This is a genomic window from Bradyrhizobium sp. BWC-3-1 (assembly GCF_032917965.1).
Taxonomy (GTDB): domain Bacteria; phylum Pseudomonadota; class Alphaproteobacteria; order Rhizobiales; family Xanthobacteraceae; genus Bradyrhizobium; species Bradyrhizobium canariense_D.
Genome location: NZ_CP136625.1, coordinates 4222480 through 4242052, shown reverse-complemented (window position 1 = coordinate 4242052; position 19573 = coordinate 4222480). Strand labels below are relative to the sequence as shown.

General features: G+C 64.8%; 19 protein-coding genes. 4 read left to right on the top strand and 15 right to left on the bottom strand.

What is annotated here, in order from left to right:
• Nucleotides 1-4: 4 nt before the first annotated feature.
• The 14 genes from RX329_RS20560 to RX329_RS20495 all read right to left on the bottom strand — a co-directional run bounded on the left by RX329_RS20560 (nucleotide 5) and on the right by RX329_RS20495 (nucleotide 13656).
• Nucleotides 5-1555, bottom strand: coding sequence for an amino acid adenylation domain-containing protein (locus tag RX329_RS20560; protein WP_085353411.1), 1551 nt, complete (start codon nucleotides 1553-1555; stop codon nucleotides 5-7).
• The gene (locus RX329_RS20555) at nucleotides 1552-2760 is read right to left on the bottom strand and encodes a class I SAM-dependent methyltransferase (RefSeq protein ID WP_317246352.1); all 1209 of its coding nucleotides are present in this window, start codon (nucleotides 2758-2760) and stop codon (nucleotides 1552-1554) included. The genes RX329_RS20560 and RX329_RS20555 overlap by 4 nt, the downstream gene beginning before the upstream one ends.
• Before the next feature lie 354 nt (nucleotides 2761-3114).
• Nucleotides 3115-5235 carry a sodium-translocating pyrophosphatase gene (locus tag RX329_RS20550; RefSeq protein ID WP_026233254.1) on the bottom strand — a complete coding sequence of 707 codons (2121 nt, stop codon included), beginning with the start codon at nucleotides 5233-5235 and terminating at the stop codon, nucleotides 3115-3117.
• Between the two features lie 235 nt (nucleotides 5236-5470).
• Nucleotides 5471-6469, bottom strand: coding sequence for a thiamine-phosphate kinase (thiL, locus tag RX329_RS20545; RefSeq protein ID WP_026233255.1), 999 nt, complete (start codon nucleotides 6467-6469; stop codon nucleotides 5471-5473).
• 176 nt (nucleotides 6470-6645) lie between these two features.
• Complete coding sequence (nusB, locus tag RX329_RS20540; RefSeq protein ID WP_007611091.1) at nucleotides 6646-7143, bottom strand: transcription antitermination factor NusB; 498 nt, start codon at nucleotides 7141-7143, stop codon at nucleotides 6646-6648.
• Nucleotides 7144-7145: 2 nt separating this feature from the next.
• On the bottom strand, nucleotides 7146-7637 hold the full coding sequence (ribH, locus tag RX329_RS20535) for a 6,7-dimethyl-8-ribityllumazine synthase (RefSeq protein ID WP_018456854.1): 492 nt from the start codon (nucleotides 7635-7637) through the stop codon (nucleotides 7146-7148).
• A gap of 72 nt (nucleotides 7638-7709) precedes the next feature.
• Nucleotides 7710-8333 carry a riboflavin synthase gene (locus tag RX329_RS20530; RefSeq protein WP_018456855.1) on the bottom strand — a complete coding sequence of 208 codons (624 nt, stop codon included), beginning with the start codon at nucleotides 8331-8333 and terminating at the stop codon, nucleotides 7710-7712.
• Nucleotides 8333-9481 carry a bifunctional diaminohydroxyphosphoribosylaminopyrimidine deaminase/5-amino-6-(5-phosphoribosylamino)uracil reductase RibD gene (gene ribD / locus RX329_RS20525; protein ID WP_317246351.1) on the bottom strand — a complete coding sequence of 383 codons (1149 nt, stop codon included), beginning with the start codon at nucleotides 9479-9481 and terminating at the stop codon, nucleotides 8333-8335. Before ribD ends, RX329_RS20530 begins: the two co-directional genes overlap by 1 nt.
• Nucleotides 9478-9960: a transcriptional regulator NrdR gene (gene nrdR / locus RX329_RS20520; RefSeq protein ID WP_007603426.1), complete on the bottom strand. Its 483-nt coding sequence runs from the start codon at nucleotides 9958-9960 to the stop codon at nucleotides 9478-9480. Before nrdR ends, ribD begins: the two co-directional genes overlap by 4 nt.
• 29 nt (nucleotides 9961-9989) lie before the next feature.
• A complete protein-coding gene (glyA, locus tag RX329_RS20515; protein WP_018456858.1) occupies nucleotides 9990-11288 on the bottom strand; it encodes a serine hydroxymethyltransferase in 1299 nt (432 codons plus the stop codon).
• A gap of 247 nt (nucleotides 11289-11535) precedes the next feature.
• Nucleotides 11536-11757 (bottom strand): hypothetical protein, encoded by a 222-nt coding sequence (locus RX329_RS20510; protein ID WP_018456859.1) that lies wholly within the window; start codon nucleotides 11755-11757, stop codon nucleotides 11536-11538.
• A 37-nt stretch (nucleotides 11758-11794) separates the two neighbouring features.
• On the bottom strand, nucleotides 11795-12031 hold the full coding sequence (locus tag RX329_RS20505) for a hypothetical protein (protein ID WP_317246350.1): 237 nt from the start codon (nucleotides 12029-12031) through the stop codon (nucleotides 11795-11797).
• 202 nt (nucleotides 12032-12233) lie between these two features.
• On the bottom strand, nucleotides 12234-12752 hold the full coding sequence (gene ldtR, locus RX329_RS20500; RefSeq protein WP_018456861.1) for a transcriptional regulator LdtR: 519 nt from the start codon (nucleotides 12750-12752) through the stop codon (nucleotides 12234-12236).
• Nucleotides 12753-13158: 406 nt separating this feature from the next.
• Nucleotides 13159-13656, bottom strand: a complete 498-nt coding sequence (locus RX329_RS20495) for a DUF6163 family protein (RefSeq protein ID WP_007611119.1) — start codon at nucleotides 13654-13656, stop codon at nucleotides 13159-13161.
• Nucleotides 13657-13778: 122 nt separating this feature from the next.
• Here RX329_RS20495 and hemB point away from each other — a divergent pair, with 122 nt between their 5' ends.
• From hemB to RX329_RS20480, 3 genes are all read left to right on the top strand, one after another.
• A complete protein-coding gene (gene hemB, locus RX329_RS20490) occupies nucleotides 13779-14840 on the top strand; it encodes a porphobilinogen synthase (protein ID WP_204511377.1) in 1062 nt (353 codons plus the stop codon).
• A 345-nt stretch (nucleotides 14841-15185) separates the two neighbouring features.
• Complete coding sequence (locus RX329_RS20485) at nucleotides 15186-15725, top strand: RDD family protein (protein ID WP_039800407.1); 540 nt, start codon at nucleotides 15186-15188, stop codon at nucleotides 15723-15725.
• A gap of 163 nt (nucleotides 15726-15888) precedes the next feature.
• The gene (locus tag RX329_RS20480) at nucleotides 15889-16665 is read left to right on the top strand and encodes an arginyltransferase (RefSeq protein WP_018458387.1); all 777 of its coding nucleotides are present in this window, start codon (nucleotides 15889-15891) and stop codon (nucleotides 16663-16665) included.
• 121 nt (nucleotides 16666-16786) lie between these two features.
• Here the strand turns inward: RX329_RS20480 and RX329_RS20475 are convergent, their stop codons facing one another.
• The gene (locus RX329_RS20475; protein ID WP_018458388.1) at nucleotides 16787-18139 is read right to left on the bottom strand and encodes an Nramp family divalent metal transporter; all 1353 of its coding nucleotides are present in this window, start codon (nucleotides 18137-18139) and stop codon (nucleotides 16787-16789) included.
• 167 nt (nucleotides 18140-18306) lie between these two features.
• Here RX329_RS20475 and RX329_RS20470 point away from each other — a divergent pair, with 167 nt between their 5' ends.
• Nucleotides 18307-19551, top strand: coding sequence for an MFS transporter (locus RX329_RS20470; RefSeq protein ID WP_085394299.1), 1245 nt, complete (start codon nucleotides 18307-18309; stop codon nucleotides 19549-19551).
• Nucleotides 19552-19573: the final 22 nt, after the last annotated feature.

Here is a 19573-nt window from a genome sequence, read left to right as displayed (position 1 = left end):
GCATCTACGAGGCCCTTGTAACAGCTTCGCCGAGCAGTGACGCTACCGAGCGCCGGTCTGCCTTGCCATTGGCATTGACGGGAATGTCTTCCATCCAGATGAACCGGCCCGGCACCATGTAGGCGGGAAGGTGCGCAGTGCAGTGCTGGCGCAGATCGCTTTCCGCCATTCTTGCACCCGAATACGCGGCCAGCAGCCGACTGGCGCCACTGGCGTCGTGCTGCACCACGGCGAGCGCACGGGTTATTCCCCTGCACGCCATCAGCGCGTGGTCGATCTCCTCCAGCTCGACCCGATACCCCCGAAGCTTGACCTGATTATCCGCGCGACCGCGGAAACGCAGGATGCCGGTTTCAAGGTCGGCCTCCACGAGGTCGCCGCTCCGATAGAGGATCGACCGATAGCCGTCGATCAGAGGGTCCTGACAGAAACGGCGGGCGGTCTCTTGCGGGTTGTTGATGTAGCCGAGCCCTACCCCAGGGCCTCCCAGCCACAACTCGCCGGCAGTGCCCGCAAGCGCCGGCTTCATCTCTTCGTCCAGGATCCGGTAGCTGAAATTGGGATTGAGCCGCCCCAGTGGCGCCAACCCGTCCTTGGTCTCAAAAACGGATTCGACGATCTCGAAACCGCTGCAAATGCAGCTCGTCTCGGTCGGGCCGTAGCAATTGATCAGCTTCGCCTTGCCGGCAAACGCGTCGTGGAACCGACGAAGCCGGGCCAGCGGAAACCCCTCACCGCCGAACATGAATCGGCTGACGCTCGGCAGCCAATCCGGGCTCAGAAGGTGCATGGAGTCCAGGAACATGAAGAGGGTCGGCACGGCGAAGAAGAACGTGCACTGATGCTTGGTGATCTCCGACACCAGCTCTGCGGGGGGCCGCCCCTTCTGCGCGTCCAGCGCGACGACCGCCGCTCCGTTCAGGAAGCCGGCATAGATGTCGAAGACCGAATTGTCGAAATAGATCGGGTTGACATTCGTCAGCCGGTCACCGGGTCCAATTCCAAGATCGCTCTTCGCCCAGGCGATCAGGTGAAGCACCCCTTGATGGGGGATGACCACGCCCTTCGGTTCGCCCGTCGATCCCGAGGTGAACATGACATAGGCCGGATCGGCCCCGGTGATCAGGGAAGTCAGCGGCAGATTGTCGTCTTCAAGCTGCGACAGGGCATGATGCAAGGCAGCCCGGGCAATTGCATCGCCGATCAATGTCCGCGGCCCAGCTCCCTCGCGCACGCTGACGATCAGCGCGGGCCGGCATCGCTCCAGCATCAGCCGGGCACGTTCCTCGGGGGCCGCAGGATCGAGGAAGGCATAGGGTGCTCCGATCTTGATGCAGGCGATCGCGAGCGCATAGGCCTCGGCGATTTTCGGCAATTCAAGGCACACCACGGCGCCCTTGTTGACGCCCCGCGATGTCAACCAACGCGCCAACCGGTTTGCCAACCGGTTGAGCTCCGAAAAGGCAAAGCTGTCGCCTTCGCACAACAGGGCGACGGCGTCCGGCGAGGACGCAACGGTCTCTTCGAAATGCAGCGCCAGATTATGGGCGGTCATACCGACGCCTCGACCAATTCATTGTCGCCGCGATCGCCCGGCGCGTTCGACGAGGCCTGTACGATCTCGGCAAAATCTCGCTGGTTGAGCGCGATCACGGCCGCCGGCAATTTCGCCTCCGGAAACTGGGCCTGCAACACGTCCCCGAGCTCCATGCCGAGATGCTGAAGGAACGCGGCGGCCATCGGATCGGTCGCCAGCGGCCTGCCCTCACTTTCCCCTTGCTTCATGTCCGGCACGAGGCTGCTGTTCTCGCTGTCAGCTGAAGCAGCTTCGCGATCGACACGCAGCACCACGTCGTAGCGATAGCGGGTCAGTTCGTAGCTTGATCCGCGCTTGAGCAGGATTTCCGCACCCGATATCCGCGGGATGGATCCGAAAATACCCTGAAAGTAGCGGGGGTCGATCACCAACTCGCGCTCCTGGGCGATCGACAGGAAGATCTTTCGCGCGAGCGCGGCATCCGTGGCTCCCGAAACTTTCGCGGATTGAACTTCGCGATGGAAGACCGGCAGGAGCTCGAGGTTACGAACGTCGCCGACGAAGATGTGCCCCCCAGGAGCCACCAGGCCTGCGGCTTGCTCCAAGACTAAGTGCAGGTATTCGATGCCGGGAAAGTATTGCACGACCGAATTGAGCACCACTGCATCGAACGAATTCAGCGGCAAGCCGCTCAAATCGGCGGCTTCCCGCTCTAGAAACTCGACATGCCGAAGCTCGGGCTTCGACTGCACGAACGCACGCAGCCGCTGAACGGCCACCGGCGAGAGGTCGGTCCCGCAATATACGTCACAGCCGGGCGCGAGCTTTTCGACGAGCAAGCCGACGCCGCACCCGATCTCCAACACCCGCCTTGCGCCAAGAGCACGAATTTGCAGGATCGTATGATCGAGCCAATCGACCATATCGGGTTCGGGAATGGGCCTGTTGGTGAAGTTGCTGGTCCAACCGACGAATGACGGCACAACACCGTCGGCGTCATGGCGATATGCTTGATCGAAAGCGCGACGCCATTGCGCAACTCTGCGATCCGACTCGGCCTGGAGATGCTTCGCCTTGCCGGCGCTCAGATGATCGGGGTCAATTGCGACGAAAGCGACCTCGGACTGACCGCCGTGGCCAGGCTCGGCGCTGAGGAAAGCATCCGCCACGCCCGGATGCGCCATCAATGCCCGCTCAATCTCGTTCACAGGCCGTGCAGGCAACGGAACCTCCCTCTCCCGGACGGCGGGCAGCGAACCCCTGAGCATGTCGAGAGCGCGCCGCGCGCGGAGCACCACACGCGTGCTGCGGAGCTCCCTAAGATGCCGCTGACAGTCTCTCGTATTTCTAGAACTCGGCCGGTTAAGCAACCCTAAATGTGCGCACGCGTAGGGTGCACATTTTCGGGCGGCTTACGCCCTCGGCATCGATGGATCGCTCTGATGACCGGATTGTTGCGTTCCGCGTCCCGCCGGGCGGGTTTCATGTTCAGATGATGCGCCGGCCTCCGGCAGCACACACGCAAAGAAAGACCCCGCAGGCCTGCGCCGCGGGGTCTTCGTTCAGCAACGTCTACCTCAGTGCGCCAGGACTGCCAGCAGCAGCAACGCCACGATGTTGGTGATCTTGATCATCGGGTTCACCGCCGGGCCGGCCGTGTCCTTGTAGGGATCGCCGACGGTGTCGCCGGTCACGGCCGCCTTGTGGGCGTCACTGCCCTTGCCGCCGAAATGACCGTCTTCGATGTACTTCTTGGCGTTGTCCCAGGCGCCCCCGCCCGAGGTCATCGAGATCGCGACGAACAGGCCCGTCACGATCACGCCGAGCAGCATCGCGCCCACCGCCGAGAACGCCGCCGACTTGCCGGCCGCCCCGCCCCCCGCGATCGCATAGATCACGAAGTAGACGAAGATCGGTGACAGCACCGGAAGCAGCGAGGGGATGATCATTTCCTTGATCGCCGCTTTGGTCAGAAGGTCGACCGCCTTGCCGTAATCCGGCTTGTCGGTGCCTTGCATAATGCCCGGCTTCTCGCGGAATTGTCGGCGGACCTCCTCGACGATCGCGCTCGCCGCGCGGCCCACGGCGGTCATGCCCATCGCGCCGAACAGATACGGCAAGAGACCGCCGAACAACAGGCCTACCACGACGTAGGGATTGTTGAGCGAGAAGTCCGGTTTGACGCCGGCGAAGTAGGCGTGGTGCGCGGAGTCCGCAATGAAGAACTTGAGATCCTCGTTGTAGGCCGCGAACAGCACCAGGGCGCCGAGACCGGCGGAGCCGATCGCGTAGCCCTTGGTCACCGCCTTGGTGGTGTTGCCGACTGCATCGAGCGCGTCGGTCGACTTGCGAACCTCCTTCGGCAGGCCCGCCATCTCGGCAATACCGCCGGCGTTGTCGGTCACCGGACCGAACGCGTCGAGCGCGACGACCATGCCGGCGAGCGCCAGCATCGTGGCGGTCGCGATCGCGATGCCGAACAGGCCGGCGAGGCTGTGGGTGACCAGGATGCCGGCGATGATGACGATCGCGGGCAGCGCGGTCGCTTCCATCGAGATGGCGAGGCCCTGGATCACGTTGGTGCCGTGGCCGGTCACCGAGGCCTGGGCGATCGACTTCACCGGACGATAGTCGGTGCCGGTGTAGTATTCGGTGATCCAGATGATCAGCGCGGTGACGGCAAGGCCGACCACGCCGCACTCGAACAGCGCCATGCCGGTATAGTCGACGCCGGCGAGCTTGCCGAAGCCGATCAGGTAATGGATCACACCGGCGATGCCGACCAGCGAGAGGACGCCGGTTGCGATCAGACCCTTGTAAAGCGCGCCCATGATCGACTGGCTCGGCCCGAGCTTCACGAAGAAGGTGCCGATGATCGAGGTGATGATGCAGATGCCGCCGATGGCGAGCGGCAACGTCATCATGTCGGCGAGGATCGGCGTCTTGGCGAAGAAGATCGCCGCCAGGACCATGGTGGCGACCGCGGTCACCGCATAGGTTTCGAACAGGTCGGCGGCCATGCCGGCGCAGTCGCCGACATTGTCGCCCACGTTGTCGGCGATGGTGGCCGGGTTGCGCGGATCGTCCTCGGGGATGCCGGCCTCGACCTTGCCGACGAGGTCGCCGCCGACGTCCGCACCCTTGGTGAAGATGCCGCCGCCGAGACGAGCGAAGATCGAGATCAGCGAGGCGCCGAAGCCGAGCGCCACCATGGCGTCGATGACGACGCGGCTGTCAGGCGCAAGCTTCAGCGAATGGACCAGGAAGCCGAAATAGAGGGTCACGCCAAGCAGCGCGAGACCCGCCACCAGCATGCCGGTGATGGCGCCCGCCTTGAAGGCGAGCTCGAGGCCACCCGCGAGCGACGTGGTCGCCGCCTGGGCGGTGCGCACATTGGCGCGGACCGAGACGTTCATGCCGATGAAGCCGGCCGCCCCCGACAGGATCGCGCCGATGGCAAAACCGATCGCGACGTAGAGTCCCAGGAAATAGGCAAGCAGCACGAAGATGACGATGCCGACCATCCCGATCGTGGTGTATTGACGCCGCAGGTAGGCCTGGGCGCCTTCGCGCACCGCTGCCGCGATTTCCTGCATGCGCGGAGACCCCGCATCCGCGCTCAACACCGAAGACGTCGCCCAGATCGCGTAGACGACGGAAAGCACTCCGCAGAGCACAATCAACCATAATGCTGTCATGTGATTTTTTGCCTCAGATCCTTGATGAACGTACCCCCGGCGCCTTTTGTTTTCCGTCGTGCGGTGCGGCGCCTTGATTTTGAAGAGGGCCGCTCCTTGCCCGAAGGCGCGGCCTTAGTCGGTCACGACCTTGCCAAAATCAAATTGAGGGTGCAACGCCAGATAAGGCCGAAAAGCCGATCTCGGCGGGTATTTAGCCTGTCTTGGCAGCCGGGACGCCGGTTTGGAGCAATTCCTAGAAGTGGCTGTAGGAGAGCCGCTTCAAGACCAGCTCCTGGCCCTGCCCGTCCAGGAAGCGCGGCCGCTCATGGCCCGCGACGATCGTGCCGATGGCCGTGACGGCAAGGCCTGCCGCACGCCCCAAGGCAATCAGCGCGTTGGCTTGCGCTGGCGGAGCGGTGCACAGCACCTCGTAATCGTCCCCTCCGGCCAGCAGCGTCTCGACGGAAACGACCTTGCCTGCGATCAGGCCGGCGGCAGCGGCCGAGAGCGGCACGCTCGTCACGTCGATCGTGGCCGAGACGCCTGATGCCGCACAGAGCTTGGTCAGATCTCCAGCAAGGCCGTCGGAGACATCCATCGCAGCCGTCGCATGGTCACGCACGGACTGCGCGAGAGCATTGCGCGGCTGCGGCACGCGATAGCGCGAGATCAGCGTCTCGCGCGCGTGCGGATCGGAGGCCAGCGCATTCGCGACCGCGCCGCCCTTGAGCACGTCAAGGCCAAGCGCGGCGTCGCCGATCGTCCCCGTCACCAGGATACGGTCGCCCGGTTGGGCGCCGGTGCGGCCGACCATCCGCCCCTGCGGCACGCGGCCAAAGGCGGTAATCGAGATCATTTGCGGCCCCGGCGTCGACACCGTGTCGCCGCCGAGCAGCGGACAGACGAAGGTTTTCGCATCCTCGCCGAGCGCGTCCGCGAACGGCCTGAGCCAAGCGTCTTCCTTGCTGCGCAGCGCCAATGTCAGCACGAAGCCGGCCGGCACGGCCCCCTTGGCGGCGAGATCGGACAGGTTCACCCGCAGCGCCTTGCGCGCGATGGTATCGGGCGGATCGGTGGCAAGATAATGCACGCCCTCGACCACCGCGTCGGTGGTGACGACGATGTCGCTGCCGAGCGCCTGCAGGATGGCGGCATCGTCCACCAGCCCCAAGGCGCCGGGATCAGTCGCCAGCGGCTTGAAATAGCGCGCGATGAGGGAGTCTTCGGCGGAGGGATTGTGCGGGTTTGTCATCAGCGTCAGCCACACACTTCGCTGTCATCGCCGGGCTTGACCGGGCGATCCAGTATTCCAGAGACGATCGTGTGACATCGATAGGCCGCGGCGTACTGGATCACCCGCCTTCGCGGGTGATGACGGCGGAATATGGGGCAGCCACATTGCATCAATTCACCGCCCTGCGCCTCAATTCACCCCCGCCCGAACTCGTCACCGCGAAACTGGCGGCCGATCTGGTCGAGCACCGCGTTGACCATGCCGGTCTCCTCGCGGTCGACGAAGGCATTGGCGACGTCGACATATTCGGACACGACGACGCGGCCCGGCACGTCCTTGCGGTGTTCCAATTCGTAGGCCCCTGCCCGCAGCACCGCGCGCAGGATCGCTTCGATGCGCTTCAATGGCCAGCCCTTCGACAGCGCCTCGTCGATCAGCGGATCGAGTTTCTTCTGGTCGCGCACGACGCCGGAGACGACGTCGCGGAAGAACGCCGCTTCCGCCGGGAGATATGTGTCGCCCTCGACCTCGTTGCCGAGCCAGTGGCTCTCGAACTCCGCAAAAATGTCGTTGATGCCGGCACCGCCGATATCCATCTGGTACAGCGCCTGCACGGCTGCGAGCCGCGCCGCACCGCGCCGGTTCGCCTTCTTCTCCGTGCCGGCCGGCGGCTTCTTGTTGTTATCGGCCATGATCAAGCCCGCGCCAGCCGGCGCTTTATGCGCAGCATCGCAATCGCGGCCCGCGCGGCATCGCCGCCCTTGTTCAGCTCGCTGGCGCGCGCCCGCGCCCAGGCCTGCGCCTCGGTGTTGACGGTGAGGATGCCGTTGCCGAGCGGCAGCTTTCGCGCCACCGCCAGGTCCATCAGCGCGCGCGAGGATTCCTGCGAGACGATCTCGAAATGGATGGTGTCGCCACGGATCACGCAGCCGAGCGCGATGGCGGCATCATAGGGCTTGCCATTGGTCGCCGCGGCGTCAACCGCGATGGCGATCGCCGCAGGAATCTCCAGTGCACCGGGAACCGTGATGACGTCGTGGGTCAGACCGGCCGCCTTCAGCTCGGCCACCGCGCCTTCGAGCATCGCGTCCTGGAGATCGTCATAGAACCGCGCCTCGACGATCAGCGCGCGTGCGCCGGAAACGTCGGTCTGGTCCTTCAGGGGTGCGCGCCGCGCGTCTGCCATCGTCAAATCCGTTCCACAGGGGTTGGCGCTATGTAGTCGCCACCAGCGGGTAAGCCAAGTTTAAAGACGCCGTCACTTCATTTCCGTCAGCCGCGCCGCGTAGCGGGCCATCAGATCGACCTCGATATTGACCTCATCTCCCGCCTTCCAGCCGCCGATCGTCGTGACCGTCAGGGTGTGCGGGATGATCAGCACCGAAAAGGTCACGTCCTTCACCGTATTAACCGTCAGCGAGACGCCGTCGAGCGTGATCGAGCCCTTGGTCGCGATGAACCGCGCCAGCTCCCGCGTCGTGGAGAGCTCGAACCGCGCCATGTCGGGCAGGTCCTCGCGGCTGACGAGGGTCGCGATGCCATCGGCATGGCCGGCGACGATATGCCCGCCAAGCTCGTCGCCGATCTTGAGCGCACGCTCGAGATTGAGCCTGGTGCCGACCCTCCAATGCTTTGCGGTCGTCAGCGCCAACGTCTCGGCCGCGGCATCGACGTCGAACCAGGTCCTTTGAGCAGAGTCCTTGCCGCCTTCGACGCCGGAAGCAACCACCGTCAGGCAGACGCCGTTGCAGGCGATCGAGGCGCCGTCCGCAATGGTGGTCTGCTCGTAGCGGCAGGCGATGCGCAGCCGGTGCAACTGGCCCTGCGCCGTCGGCGTGAAGCCGACGATCTCGCCGATATCGGTGACAATGCCGGTGAACATCACGCGCGCTCGTAGATGGTGAGAGTATCCTGATCGAAGGTCTCGCTAGCATGAACCTTGTAGGCCTGCGACTGCGTGATTTTCGACAGGGGCAATGCAGCGAGCGCATCCACCCCGTCGGCGCCCACCGCTTCCGCGCCGTGGAACAGCCAGATCTCGTCAACGAGGTCCGCGGCGGCGAAGGACGCCGCGACGCGGCTGCCGCCCTCGACCATCAGCCGCGTGATGCCCTTGCCGGCCAATGCATGCAGCACGGCCGCAAGATCGAGTCCCGAGGCATTGCCGGGCGGCACGCGGATCACCTGCGCACCGGCCGCACCGAGCCGCGTGGCGGCCGCGGCCTCCGCGAGTTCAGAACCCACCACCCATAGCGGAAACTCGCGCGCGGAGCCCACGAGCCTGCTTGCGCCGGGAATACGCAGATTCTGGTCGAGCACCACCCGCACCGGCGAGCGCACCGCCATGCCCGGCAGGCGGCAGTCGAGCTGCGGATCGTCCGCCAGCACGGTGCCGATGCCGACTAGGATGGCGTCGCTTTGCGCGCGGAGGAGATGCACCCGGTTGCGCGCCGCCTCGCCGGTGATCGCGACCGGCTTGCCGCCGGCCGCGCCGATCTTGCCGTCGGGCGAGACCGCGAGCTTCAGGATCACATGCGGGCGGCGATCCCTGATGCGACGGAAATGCCCGGCGTGATCGAAGGCGGCTTCGCGCGCGCACAGACCCACATCCACCATGATGCCGGCGGCGCGCAGGCGTGCGTGGCCCTGACCGGCGACTTCCGGATTGGGATCCTCGATCGCGGCCACCACGCGTTTGATGCCGGCGGCGATCACGGCGTCCGCGCACGGTGGCGACTTGCCGAAATGCGAGCACGGCTCCAGCGTGACGTAGAGCGTGGCGCCTCGCGCGGCCTCGCCTGCGCGCCGCAGCGCTTCAGGCTCGCCATGCGGCCGTCCGCCAGGTTGGGTCCAACCGCGGCCGACGATCACGCCGTCCTTGACGATGGCGGCGCCGACGGCGGGATTGGGCCAGGTACTTCCCTGCCCGCGCCGGCCGAGCGCCAGCGCAAGCTCCATGAAGCGCCGGTCGGCATCCCTGGACTCGCGCGCCTTCTGCGCGAATTGATCCTCCAGGATGCGGAAGATCATTTGCGGATCGCGGCGAGCCGCGCTTCCTCCTCGCCGGAGAGCTCGCCGAGCACGTCGGCGAAATCCTTGGCCTCGCGGAAATTGCGGTAGACCGAGGCGAAGCGGACATAGGCGACGTCGTCGAGCGTGCGCAGATGCTCCATCACGGTCTCGCCGATCACCTCCGAGGAGATTTCAGCCTCGCCCCCGGTCTCGAGCTCGCGCACGATGGTGGAGACCATCTTCTCCACCCGTTCCGGCTCGACCTGCCGCTTGCGCAAGCTGATCGACACCGAGCGCATCAGCTTGTCGCGGTCGAACGGCACGCGGCGGCCGTTGCGCTTGATCACCGTGAGCTCGCGCAGCTGCACGCGCTCGAAGGTGGTGAAGCGGAAATTGCAGGCGACGCACACGCGCCGCCTGCGTATCACGGAAGAGTCCTCGGTCGGACGCGAGTCCTTCACCTGCGTATCGAGACTGTTGCAGTTCGGGCAGCGCATCCGTTGACCTTGACCGGTTTTCTTGAGCCTTACTGATAGATCGGGAAACGGTCGGTGAGCACCTTGACCCGTTCCTTGATCGCGGCTTCCACCAGCGGCGCCTTGCCGTCGTCGGACTGCGCGATCGCGTTGAGGACTTCGGCGATCATGCCGCCGACCTGCTGGAATTCAGCGACACCAAAGCCGCGCGTGGTCGCAGCCGGCGTGCCCAGACGAATACCGGAGGTGACGAACGGTGACTCGGGATCGAACGGAATGCCGTTCTTGTTGCAAGTGATGGCGGCGCGAACCAGCGCCTTCTCCGAGGCGTTGCCCTTCAGGCCCTTCGGCCGGAGGTCAACCAGCATCAGATGATTATCGGTGCCGCCCGAGACAATGTCGAACCCGTGGCCCTTCATCGCCTCCGCCAGAGCCTTGGCGTTCTCGACGACGTTCTTGGCATAGACCTTGAAGTCCGGCCGCAGCGCCTCGGCGAAGGCGACCGCCTTGGCCGCGATGACATGCATCAGGGGGCCGCCCTGCAGGCCCGGGAAGATCGCCGAGTTGAATTTCTTGGTCAGCGCCTCATCATTCCACAGCATCAGGCCGCCACGCGGACCGCGCAGCGACTTGTGGGTCGTGGTGGTGGTGATGTGCGCGTGAGGCACGGGCGAGGCATGCACGCCGCCGGCGACGAGACCGGCGAAGTGCGCCATGTCGACCAGGAGATACGCGCCGACGCTGTCCGCGATCTCGCGGAAGCGCTTGAAGTCCCAGGCGCGCGAATAAGCCGAGCCGCCGGCCACGATCAGCTTCGGCTTGACCTCCTCGGCCTGCTTGGCGACCGCGTCCATGTCGATGATCTGGTCCTCGCGGCGCACGGTGTAGTGCGCGGCCTTGAACCACTTGCCGCTCATGTTGACCGGGGAGCCGTGGGTGAGATGGCCGCCGGCCGCGAGATCGAGGCCCATGAAGGTGTCGCCGGGCTGAAGCAGCGCCAGAAACACCGCCTGGTTCATCTGGCTGCCGGAGTTCGGCTGCACGTTGGCGAAGTTGGCGCCGAACAGCTTCTTGGCACGATCGATCGCGAGGTTCTCGGCGACGTCGACCCACTCACAACCGCCGTAGTAGCGCGCGCCCGGATAGCCTTCCGCGTATTTGTTGGTCATCACCGAACCCTGCGCTTCCAGCACGGCACGGCTGACGATGTTCTCGGAGGCGATTAGCTCGACCTCGTGGCGCTGGCGGCCGAGCTCGCCCTTGATGGCGGCTGCGATTTCCGGGTCAGCCTGCTCGAGCGAGGCGGTGAAAAACGAATCGGGCGCGGAGGCGGTTTTGGCGAAGGTCATCTTGCGAATATCTCCACCGCCGCAGCCTTTTGGCGGGCTACGGACGGGTCTGGTGTGGCGATCGGAAGCGGCGAGCGCGATCTACCACATCGCCCGCAACAGGCCAAGGGTTTGCGGGTCGGACCTGTGATTTATGCAAGATATGGTGGGATCGGAGGATTTGGACGACGGGGTGGTATCCGGCGTCCATGTCCAGTAAAGGTCCGCTTTGGCCTCGAAAGGCCGCGCGGGTGCGAGCGGCCGGCCTCTACAGCCCGGTATACCCCGCCTTCACGGGATCCACGCTGCCGTCAAGCTGCCGCAGATAGGTCAGGCCGCAAACCGTCAACCTGTGGGTGTCCTTCTCCCCGGCTTCCATCAAGGTGGTGATGTAGTTCGTGACCTTTTCCCGCGCCTCCGCGCTCGCCGCAGACGTGCGGTTGGCGAGCAAATCGTAGGTATGCATGATCCGGTCGATGGCAGCTTCCATGGCACCCTCTGGTTCTTGCCGCGTTTGGGAGTTGAGATCAGGCAACCGCTTTGGCCTCGGACTGCGCCTCGAACCTGACAATGGCCTTGTTGGCCAGCCTGATCTTGTTGAATTCGCCGTGCTGGAGCAGCTTGATGACGATCTTGAGCAGGCGCTCGTCGGTGACGAGGGTGTCCCGGATCGCGCCGGAGCGGCGAAGATAGTTCGCGGCGATGGCGTAGGCCTCGCTCACGAGTTCCACGTTCATCACCCCCACGCCACGCTCGACCAGCATCGTCAGCCTCCGATCCGGAGGAGATAAGCATCGAACCGGGAACTCGTTCCCTGGTGTCGGGGATTTTTTTCGCAACCGCGAAATGGAAAAACGCACCGGTCCGGACACAGCCGGGCCGGCGCGCTTGGGGAAGCTCAGGCACGTTCGGGAGGCTTGCCGGTCTTGTTGCGGGCCGGCTTGGCCTTGTCCCGTCGAAAAGAACTCAGAGACGATACAGGATCTGGTCGGTCCAGAACCGCTCGAGGCGGTGCAGCGATTTGTTCAGGGTCGAGAACTCCTCGCCCGAGATGCCGCCGACCTGTTCGACCGTCTTGACGTGCTTCTGGTAGAGCGAGTCGACGATGCGGCGGATTTCCTGGCCCTGCGGCGTCAGGCGGATGCGCACCGAGCGGCGATCGACGCGCGAGCGCTGATGGTCGAGGAAGCCGAGCTCGACGAGCTTCTTCAGATTGTAGGAAACGTTGGAGCCGAGGTAATAACCGCGCGTGCGCAGTTCGCCCGCGGTCAGCTCCTTGTCGCCGATGTTGTAGAGCAGCAGCGCCTGCACCGAGTTGATGTCCGCACGGCCGCGGCGATCGAACTCGTCCTTGATGACGTCGAGCAGCCGGCGATGCAGCCGCTCCACCAGAGTCAAAGCTTCCAGATAGAGCGTCTGCACCGAACCCTGCTGGCCGGAGACGCGCTCTGCGGTATCTGCCGCAGTTGCGACGGCTTTCATCATGACACTTCCCCTGTTGTCGTTTTTATCGACACTCATTCGACGAAACTTGTGTCCCGTCTGATAGGTGCAACTTAAGGGGCTCGTTTGAAGATCGGCTTAAATAAGAGAATAAAGAGATCATGAATTTAAGACAGTGAATTGCGGATTAAGCCTGTCCCACAAGCACTTTTCGCAACAATCTGTTGACTCTCGCAAGGTCCTGTTCACCCTCCGTCCGCCCCGATTGTCGCATTCCAGAACAGCCCCGCCCCGTTTCGAAACGGCCGCGTAAGAGCTGTGGCGGAACACGCTGGTTAGCGAAAACTTACGTCGAATTTTACGCAACCAACCGTCAACCAAGCGCGACAATCTCGTGTCCCGGACCAGCACAGCGAAGCCGAGCGCAGAGTCGGGGCAAGAGAGTTTGCTATGGCGGTCGTTCGCGTGCGGCCATCCAGGCGAGCGCGAGATAGGCCGCCAGCATGAAGGCTTCGACGCCGACCACGACCAGGCTGCCGCCGTAGATGCCCGGGAACATCAGCTCGATCACCGCCATCGACACCACGGTCGTCAGCCACACCACGGCGCCCCAAGGCGTCGCCAGCCACAGCCCGACCGCGGCAACGAGTTCGATCACGGCGAAGTAAATGGTCGAGGCCTGCCAGGCCATCGACTGGTTCTCGAAGGCCTCGTCCTCGCCGCCCACGAAGCCCGTCACCTGCGCCCAATGATAGAGGCCCTTGAGGATCGAGAGCAGCGCCATCACCCGCAGGAACAGCACGAGCCGGCGCGTCCAGACATTGTCGTCGGATTCAGCCCGCTCCGACGAGATCGCCGCCACCGACATGGCGCTGTCTCTGGCATTGTCTCGGACGGCATCCCTGGTGCTGTCGCGGGCCGCATCGCGGGTGGAGATCTCGGACATGCCCCCTTCTGGCTGCTTTGCCCCGCAAAATCAATCGGCTGCCATCTTTTGCGACAGGTCAACCCGCGGTGACGGGAACCATGCGAGCTGGTATAAGAATAATTCCAGCCGGAGGAAAAGTAATGGCGATCAAATACGGACGTCCGATCGAGTTGCGCGAGGTCTCGCGCCGGGATGGCACTGGGGCCTTCCCTGCCCTCGATCTGACCGTCCGCCCGCGCCGCAACCGCAAGGCCGAATGGGCCCGGCGCATGGTGCGCGAGAACGTGCTCACGACGGACGATCTGATCTGGCCGCTGTTTCTGATCGACGGCAACAACAAGCGCGAGCAGATCGCCTCGATGCCGGGTGTCGAGCGTCTCAGTGTCGACCAGGCCGTGCGCGACGCCGAGCGGGCGATGAAGCTCACCATCCCGTGCCTCGCGTTGTTTCCCTACACCGATCCGTCCCTGCGCGACGAGGAGGGCTCGGAAGCCACCAACCCGAACAATCTGGTCTGCCAGGCGGTGCGCGCGATCAAGAAGGAATTCCCGGAGATCGGCATTCTCTGCGACGTCGCGCTCGATCCCTTCACCAGCCACGGCCATGACGGCCTGATCTCCGACGGCAAGATCCTGAACGACGAGACGGTCGCTGTGCTCGTGCGTCAGGCCTTGGTGCAGGCCGAAGCCGGCTGCGACATCATCGCGCCCTCCGACATGATGGACGGCCGCGTTGCCGCGATCCGCGAGGGCCTGGATCGCACCGGCCTGCTCGACGTGCAGATCATGGCCTATGCCGCAAAATACGCCTCCGCCTTTTACGGCCCGTTCCGCGACGCCATCGGCTCGGCCAAGACGCTCACCGGTGACAAGCGCACTTACCAGATGGACAGCGCCAACACCGACGAGGCGCTCCGCGAGGTCGAGCTCGACATCGCCGAGGGCGCCGACATGGTGATGGTCAAGCCCGGCATGCCCTATCTCGACGTCGTCCGTCGCGTGAAGGACACGTTCGCGATGCCGACCTTCGCCTATCAGGTGTCCGGCGAATACGCGATGATCGCGGCCGCCGCCAACAACGGCTGGCTCGACGGCGACCGCGCCATGATGGAGAGCCTGCTCGCCTTCAAGCGCGCCGGCGCCGACGGTGTGCTGAGTTATTTCGCACCGAAGGCGGCGGAGAAGCTGCGGACGCAGGGGTAGGCCCCAAGGTCGTCCCGGCGAAGGCCGAGCGCCCCTGTCTCTAATCGTCGTCCTGGCGAAAGCCAGGACCCATACCGGGTGATCTAGCGAGAGCACGCGGTATCGATACCGGCGAACGTACTAACTTCCAGTTTTCGCCAAGCTTGTCCCTGGGGTAATGGGTCCTGGCTTTCGCCAGGACGACACTGAGGGTGTGGCGCCGCGTCCTTTCCTCCCGCCTCCGCCGCCCCCGAATCGCCGGAATATTTCGGCTTGTTAATCTCGGCGCCCTTGGCACGCGGACGGCCTGTTCCCATGTCCTTCCACGGGAGTCCTGCCACGGGAGTTTCCCTCGGGAGAATGGTCATGTCGTATTCGGACTCGGGCAATGCCTGGCGCAATGACGGTGGGGCGCAGCCACATGCCTACGATCCCTATCTGCACCCGGAACTGTTCCGCGGCGTTGCGACGCGGCGGGTCTTCGCCTTCCTGATCGACATGGTTGTGATCTCGGTGCCGGTGATCCTCGGCTACCTCTTCATCGCGGTGTTCGGCGTGGTCACGCTCGGCATCGGCTGGGCGCTGTTCTGGCTGGCCTGGCCGGCCTCCGTGATCTGGGCCATCGTCTATTACGGCGCCTGCATCGGCGGTCCGTCGTCCGCGACCATCGGCATGCGCGTGATGGATCTTGAGTTGCGCACCTGGTACGGCGCGCCCGGCTATTTCGTGCTCGGGGCCACTCACGCCGTGCTGTTCTGGGTGACCGTCTCGTTCCTGTCGCCTTTCGTCGTCCTGGTCGGCCTCTTCAACGGCCGCAGGCGCTTGCTGCAGGATTTCTTGTTGGGAACGGTCGTGATCAACAATTCCGTTCGTGCGCCGGTGCCCCAGGGCGCCAGGACCTACTGATCAGCGACCTTTCGATCAAGGACCTACTGATCAACCAACCTGGATCAAGAACCTATCAACCTGGACCCGCTATGCTGTCCGATCTGACCTGCCGAGTAGACCGATTGACCGGGGGCTTTCGTAGCGCGATGCTGATGCACATTTTGGAGGCCCACGACGTCCCTTGACCCAGCACTCGCGCGACACCCCACAATTTTACCTCACGGCGCCCTCCCCCTGCCCCTATCTGCCGGGCCGGCACGAGCGCAAGGTGTTTACGCACCTCGTAGGTGAGCGCGCCGGTGACCTCAACGACCTCCTGACCCATGGCGGCTTTCGTCGCAGCCAGTCGATCGCCTACCGTCCCGCCTGCGACCAGTGTCGCGCCTGCGTCTCGGTCCGGGTGATCGCCAACGAGTTCCGCCCCTCCCGCAACTTCCGCAAAGTCATCGCGCGCAACGCCGACATCATCGGCGAGCAGCGCAGCGCGGTGCCGACCTCCGAGCAATATTCGGTGTTCCGCGCCTATCTCGATTCCCGTCACCGCCATGGCGGCATGGCCGACATGACCGTGCTCGACTACGCCATGATGGTCGAGGACAGCCACGTCGAGACCCGTATCATCGAGTACCGCAAGCGCGGTCCCGACAGCGGCATCACCGGCCGCGGCGAGGAGTTGATCGCGGTGGCGCTGACCGACGTGCTCAGCGACGGCCTGTCGATGGTCTATTCGTTCTTCGAGCCGGGCGAAGTCAGCCGCTCGATGGGCACCTTCATGATCCTCGACCACATTGCCCGCGCCCGGCGGCAGGGATTGCCTTACGTCTATCTCGGCTACTGGATCGAGGGCTCCAAGAAGATGGACTACAAGGCCCGCTTCCTGCCGCAACAGCGCCTCGCGCCGTCAGGTTGGCTGCGCATCGACGCGCAAGGCGATGCGACGTCCGAGCCGCAGGATTAGCTCTCCGTCATGCCCCGCGAAAGCGGGGCATCCAGTACGCCGCGGCGCCTCGGCTCAGTCACTACTGTCTCTGGAATACTGGGTCGTCCGGTCAAGCCGGACGACGACAGCCGTGGTGTGGTCACCCGAACAGCGTGTCCGCGAGCAGCTTCAAGTTCAAAACCACGATGATGCCGGCGACGATCCACGCGATCGCCGCGACCCATACCGGTATGACGAACTTGCCCATCTTGCGGCGGTCGGAGACGAAGCGGACCAGCGGGATGACGGCGAAGGGCAATTGCATCGACAACACGACCTGGCTGAATACCAGCAGATCAGCCGTGCCGCGCTCGCCATAGATCGCGGTGACGACGATCACGGGAATGATCGCGATGCCGCGGGTCAGCAACCGCCGCGCCCAGCTCGGCAGGCGCAGGTCGAGAAAGCCCTCCATCACGATCTGGCCGGCGAGCGTCGCCGTCACCGTTGAATTCAGGCCCGAGGCGAGCAGCGCCACTGCGAACAGCGTCGAGGCGATGCCGAGGCCGAGCAACGGAGACAGCAGCTCGAAGGCCTGGCCGATCTCGGCGACGTCGGAATGGCCGCTCTTGTGGAAGGTTGCAGCAGCCACCACGAGGATCGCGGCATTGATGAACAGCGCCAGCATCAGGGCGATGGTCGAATCCGTCGTCGCCCATTTGATCGCCTCGCGCCGGCCTTCGTCGTTGCGCTCATAGGCGCGCGTCTGCACGATCGAGGAGTGCAGATAGAGATTATGCGGCATCACGGTGGCGCCGATGATGCCGATCGCGATGTAGAGCATTTCGGGGTTGGTGAAGATCTCGGTCTTCGGCACAAATCCCCTCAGCATCTCGGCGACCGGCGGGGCTGCCGCGGCAAGCTGGACGGTGAAGCAGACTGCGATCACGACGAGCAGCGCGATGACGAAGGCTTCGAGGAAACGGAAGCCCCGATTCATCAGGATGAGCAGCAAAAAGGCATCCAGCGCGGCGATCAGCGCGCCGCCAATCAGGGGAATGCCGAACAGCAGCTTGAGCGCGATCGCGGTGCCGATGACCTCGGCGAGATCGCAGGCGATGATCGCCGCCTCGCAGGCAAGCCAGAGTAGAAAGTTCACGGCCGGCGAATAGGTCCCGCGGCAGGCCTGCGCGAGGTCGCGGTCGGTGACGATGCCGAGCCGTGCCGCCAGCGATTGCAGCAGGATCGCCATCAAATTCGAGAGCAGGATGACGGAGAGCAGCGTGTAGCCGAACTTGGACCCACCGGCGAGATCCGTCGCCCAATTGCCGGGGTCCATGTAGCCGACCGAGACCAGATAGCCCGGGCCGACGAAGGCGAGCAGGCGCCGCCACCACACCCCCGCGATGGGGAGGGCGACCGAGGCATTCACCTCGGCCAGGCTCTTTGTCATCGGCGCGTCATTGCGCCAGCCGGCAGCATCTCGGGTCAGATCGGGAGAGCGAGCATCCATGCGGCGAGAATACCGAAGTCGAGCCTTATTGCAACTCATTTGCAACTGCATCTAGCCGCGTCGGTCCCTCGGCGGTCGCTATGTGTCGCCCCTGTCGGGAAGCGGGTGGGTTTGGGAGCCTCCCGAGGCGGATACTGGCGCCAACCCGACTTTGCAGGAAACGAGCCATGTCAATTCCCCCGCGCCTCCCCGAGACATTCAACCGCCTCGCCTGGTCCAATTTGGCGGCGCAGTCGGCCGAACAGATCGCGCTGGCCGCGGCCCCCATCGTCGCGGTGCTGACGCTCGGCGTGGCAGAAGGCCAGACCGGCCTGCTCCAGACCGCGCTGACCCTGCCCTTCGTCCTCTTCGCCATCCCCGCCGGCCTGCTGGCCGACCGCATCTCCCGCCGTTCGCTGATGGCGGGCGCCGAGGCGCTGCGGGCCGCGGCCCTTGCAGCGATCGTGCTGCTGCTCGCGCTCGGCGCGCTCAATCTGCCGCTGCTGGCGCTGCTCGGCTTTGCCGCCGTGTGCGGCACCGTCGTCTACAGCGTGGCCGCGCCTGCGCTGGTGCCCTCGCTGGTGAGTTCGGACCTGCTACCGGCGGCCAATGCGCGGATCGAGCTCGCACGCACCATCGCCTTCGCCAGCGGCCCTGCGCTCGGCGGCGCGCTGGTCGGGTGGTGGGGCGCGAGCCCGGCCTTCGGCTTTGCGGCCGCGCTGTCCGCGATCGCCGTCGTGCTGCTCTCCGGCATCTACGAGCCCGCCCGCACGCCGGCGCCACGGCGGCATCCGTTTCAGGACATCCGCGAAGGCGCGGCCTTCGTGTTTCATCATCCGCTGCTGCGGTCGGTGTTCATCACCCAGTTCATCTTCAACACCGGATGGTTCCTGCAGATCGCGGTGTTCGTGCCCTATGCCGTACGTCACCTCGGCCTAAACGCGGTCGGCGTCGGCACCGTGCTGACGATGTACGGTGTCGGCATGGTGATCGGCGCGCTGTTCGCGACGCGGGTGATGAAGCGCATCGCGTTCGGCACGGTCGTCGGCCTCGGCCCCGTTACCGGCTTCGTCGCGGCGGTGGTGATGGCGCTGACGGTGCTGGTCCCCTCGCCCTGGCTTGCGGCCTTGAGCTTCTTTCTGCTCGGCGTCGGGCCGATCCTGTGGGTGATCTCGACCACGACGCTGCGCCAGTCGGTGACGCCGCCTCGCCTGCTCGGCCGCGTCTCCGCCATCAACATCATGAGCTATGGCGCCCGTCCGGTCGGCTCGGCGCTGGGTGCGATCGTCGGCGGCCTGTGGAGCGCCGAAGCGTGCCTCTATCTCGCCGCCGCCGTGTTCGGCGTGCAGGCGCTGGTCATTTGGCTCTCGCCCGCGGTGGCGCTGGACCGGCAGCCGGACATGGTGGGCGATGAGGCGGTGGCGCGGTGTTAGCTGCACCGTCATTGCGAGCGAA

Bases quoted from the DNA above. Each gene is read 5' to 3' on its own strand.
- RX329_RS20560 (WP_085353411.1), bottom strand. From the start codon at position 1,555: ATGACCGCCCATAATCTGGCGCTGCATTTCGAAGAGACCGTTGCGTCC.
- RX329_RS20550 (WP_026233254.1), bottom strand. From the start codon at position 5,235: ATGACAGCATTATGGTTGATTGTGCTCTGCGGAGTGCTTTCCGTCGTC.
- thiL (WP_026233255.1), bottom strand. From the start codon at position 6,469: ATGACAAACCCGCACAATCCCTCCGCCGAAGACTCCCTCATCGCGCGC.
- nusB (WP_007611091.1), bottom strand. From the start codon at position 7,143: ATGGCCGATAACAACAAGAAGCCGCCGGCCGGCACGGAGAAGAAGGCG.
- ribH (WP_018456854.1), bottom strand. From the start codon at position 7,637: ATGGCAGACGCGCGGCGCGCACCCCTGAAGGACCAGACCGACGTTTCC.
- RX329_RS20530 (WP_018456855.1), bottom strand. From the start codon at position 8,333: ATGTTCACCGGCATTGTCACCGATATCGGCGAGATCGTCGGCTTCACG.
- ribD (WP_317246351.1), bottom strand. From the start codon at position 9,481: ATGATCTTCCGCATCCTGGAGGATCAATTCGCGCAGAAGGCGCGCGAG.
- nrdR (WP_007603426.1), bottom strand. From the start codon at position 9,960: ATGCGCTGCCCGAACTGCAACAGTCTCGATACGCAGGTGAAGGACTCG.
- glyA (WP_018456858.1), bottom strand. From the start codon at position 11,288: ATGACCTTCGCCAAAACCGCCTCCGCGCCCGATTCGTTTTTCACCGCC.
- RX329_RS20510 (WP_018456859.1), bottom strand. From the start codon at position 11,757: ATGGAAGCTGCCATCGACCGGATCATGCATACCTACGATTTGCTCGCC.
- RX329_RS20505 (WP_317246350.1), bottom strand. From the start codon at position 12,031: ATGCTGGTCGAGCGTGGCGTGGGGGTGATGAACGTGGAACTCGTGAGC.
- ldtR (WP_018456861.1), bottom strand. From the start codon at position 12,752: ATGATGAAAGCCGTCGCAACTGCGGCAGATACCGCAGAGCGCGTCTCC.
- RX329_RS20495 (WP_007611119.1), bottom strand. From the start codon at position 13,656: ATGTCCGAGATCTCCACCCGCGATGCGGCCCGCGACAGCACCAGGGAT.
- hemB (WP_204511377.1), top strand. From the start codon at position 13,779: ATGGCGATCAAATACGGACGTCCGATCGAGTTGCGCGAGGTCTCGCGC.
- RX329_RS20485 (WP_039800407.1), top strand. From the start codon at position 15,186: ATGTCGTATTCGGACTCGGGCAATGCCTGGCGCAATGACGGTGGGGCG.
- RX329_RS20475 (WP_018458388.1), bottom strand. From the start codon at position 18,139: ATGGATGCTCGCTCTCCCGATCTGACCCGAGATGCTGCCGGCTGGCGC.
- RX329_RS20470 (WP_085394299.1), top strand. From the start codon at position 18,307: ATGTCAATTCCCCCGCGCCTCCCCGAGACATTCAACCGCCTCGCCTGG.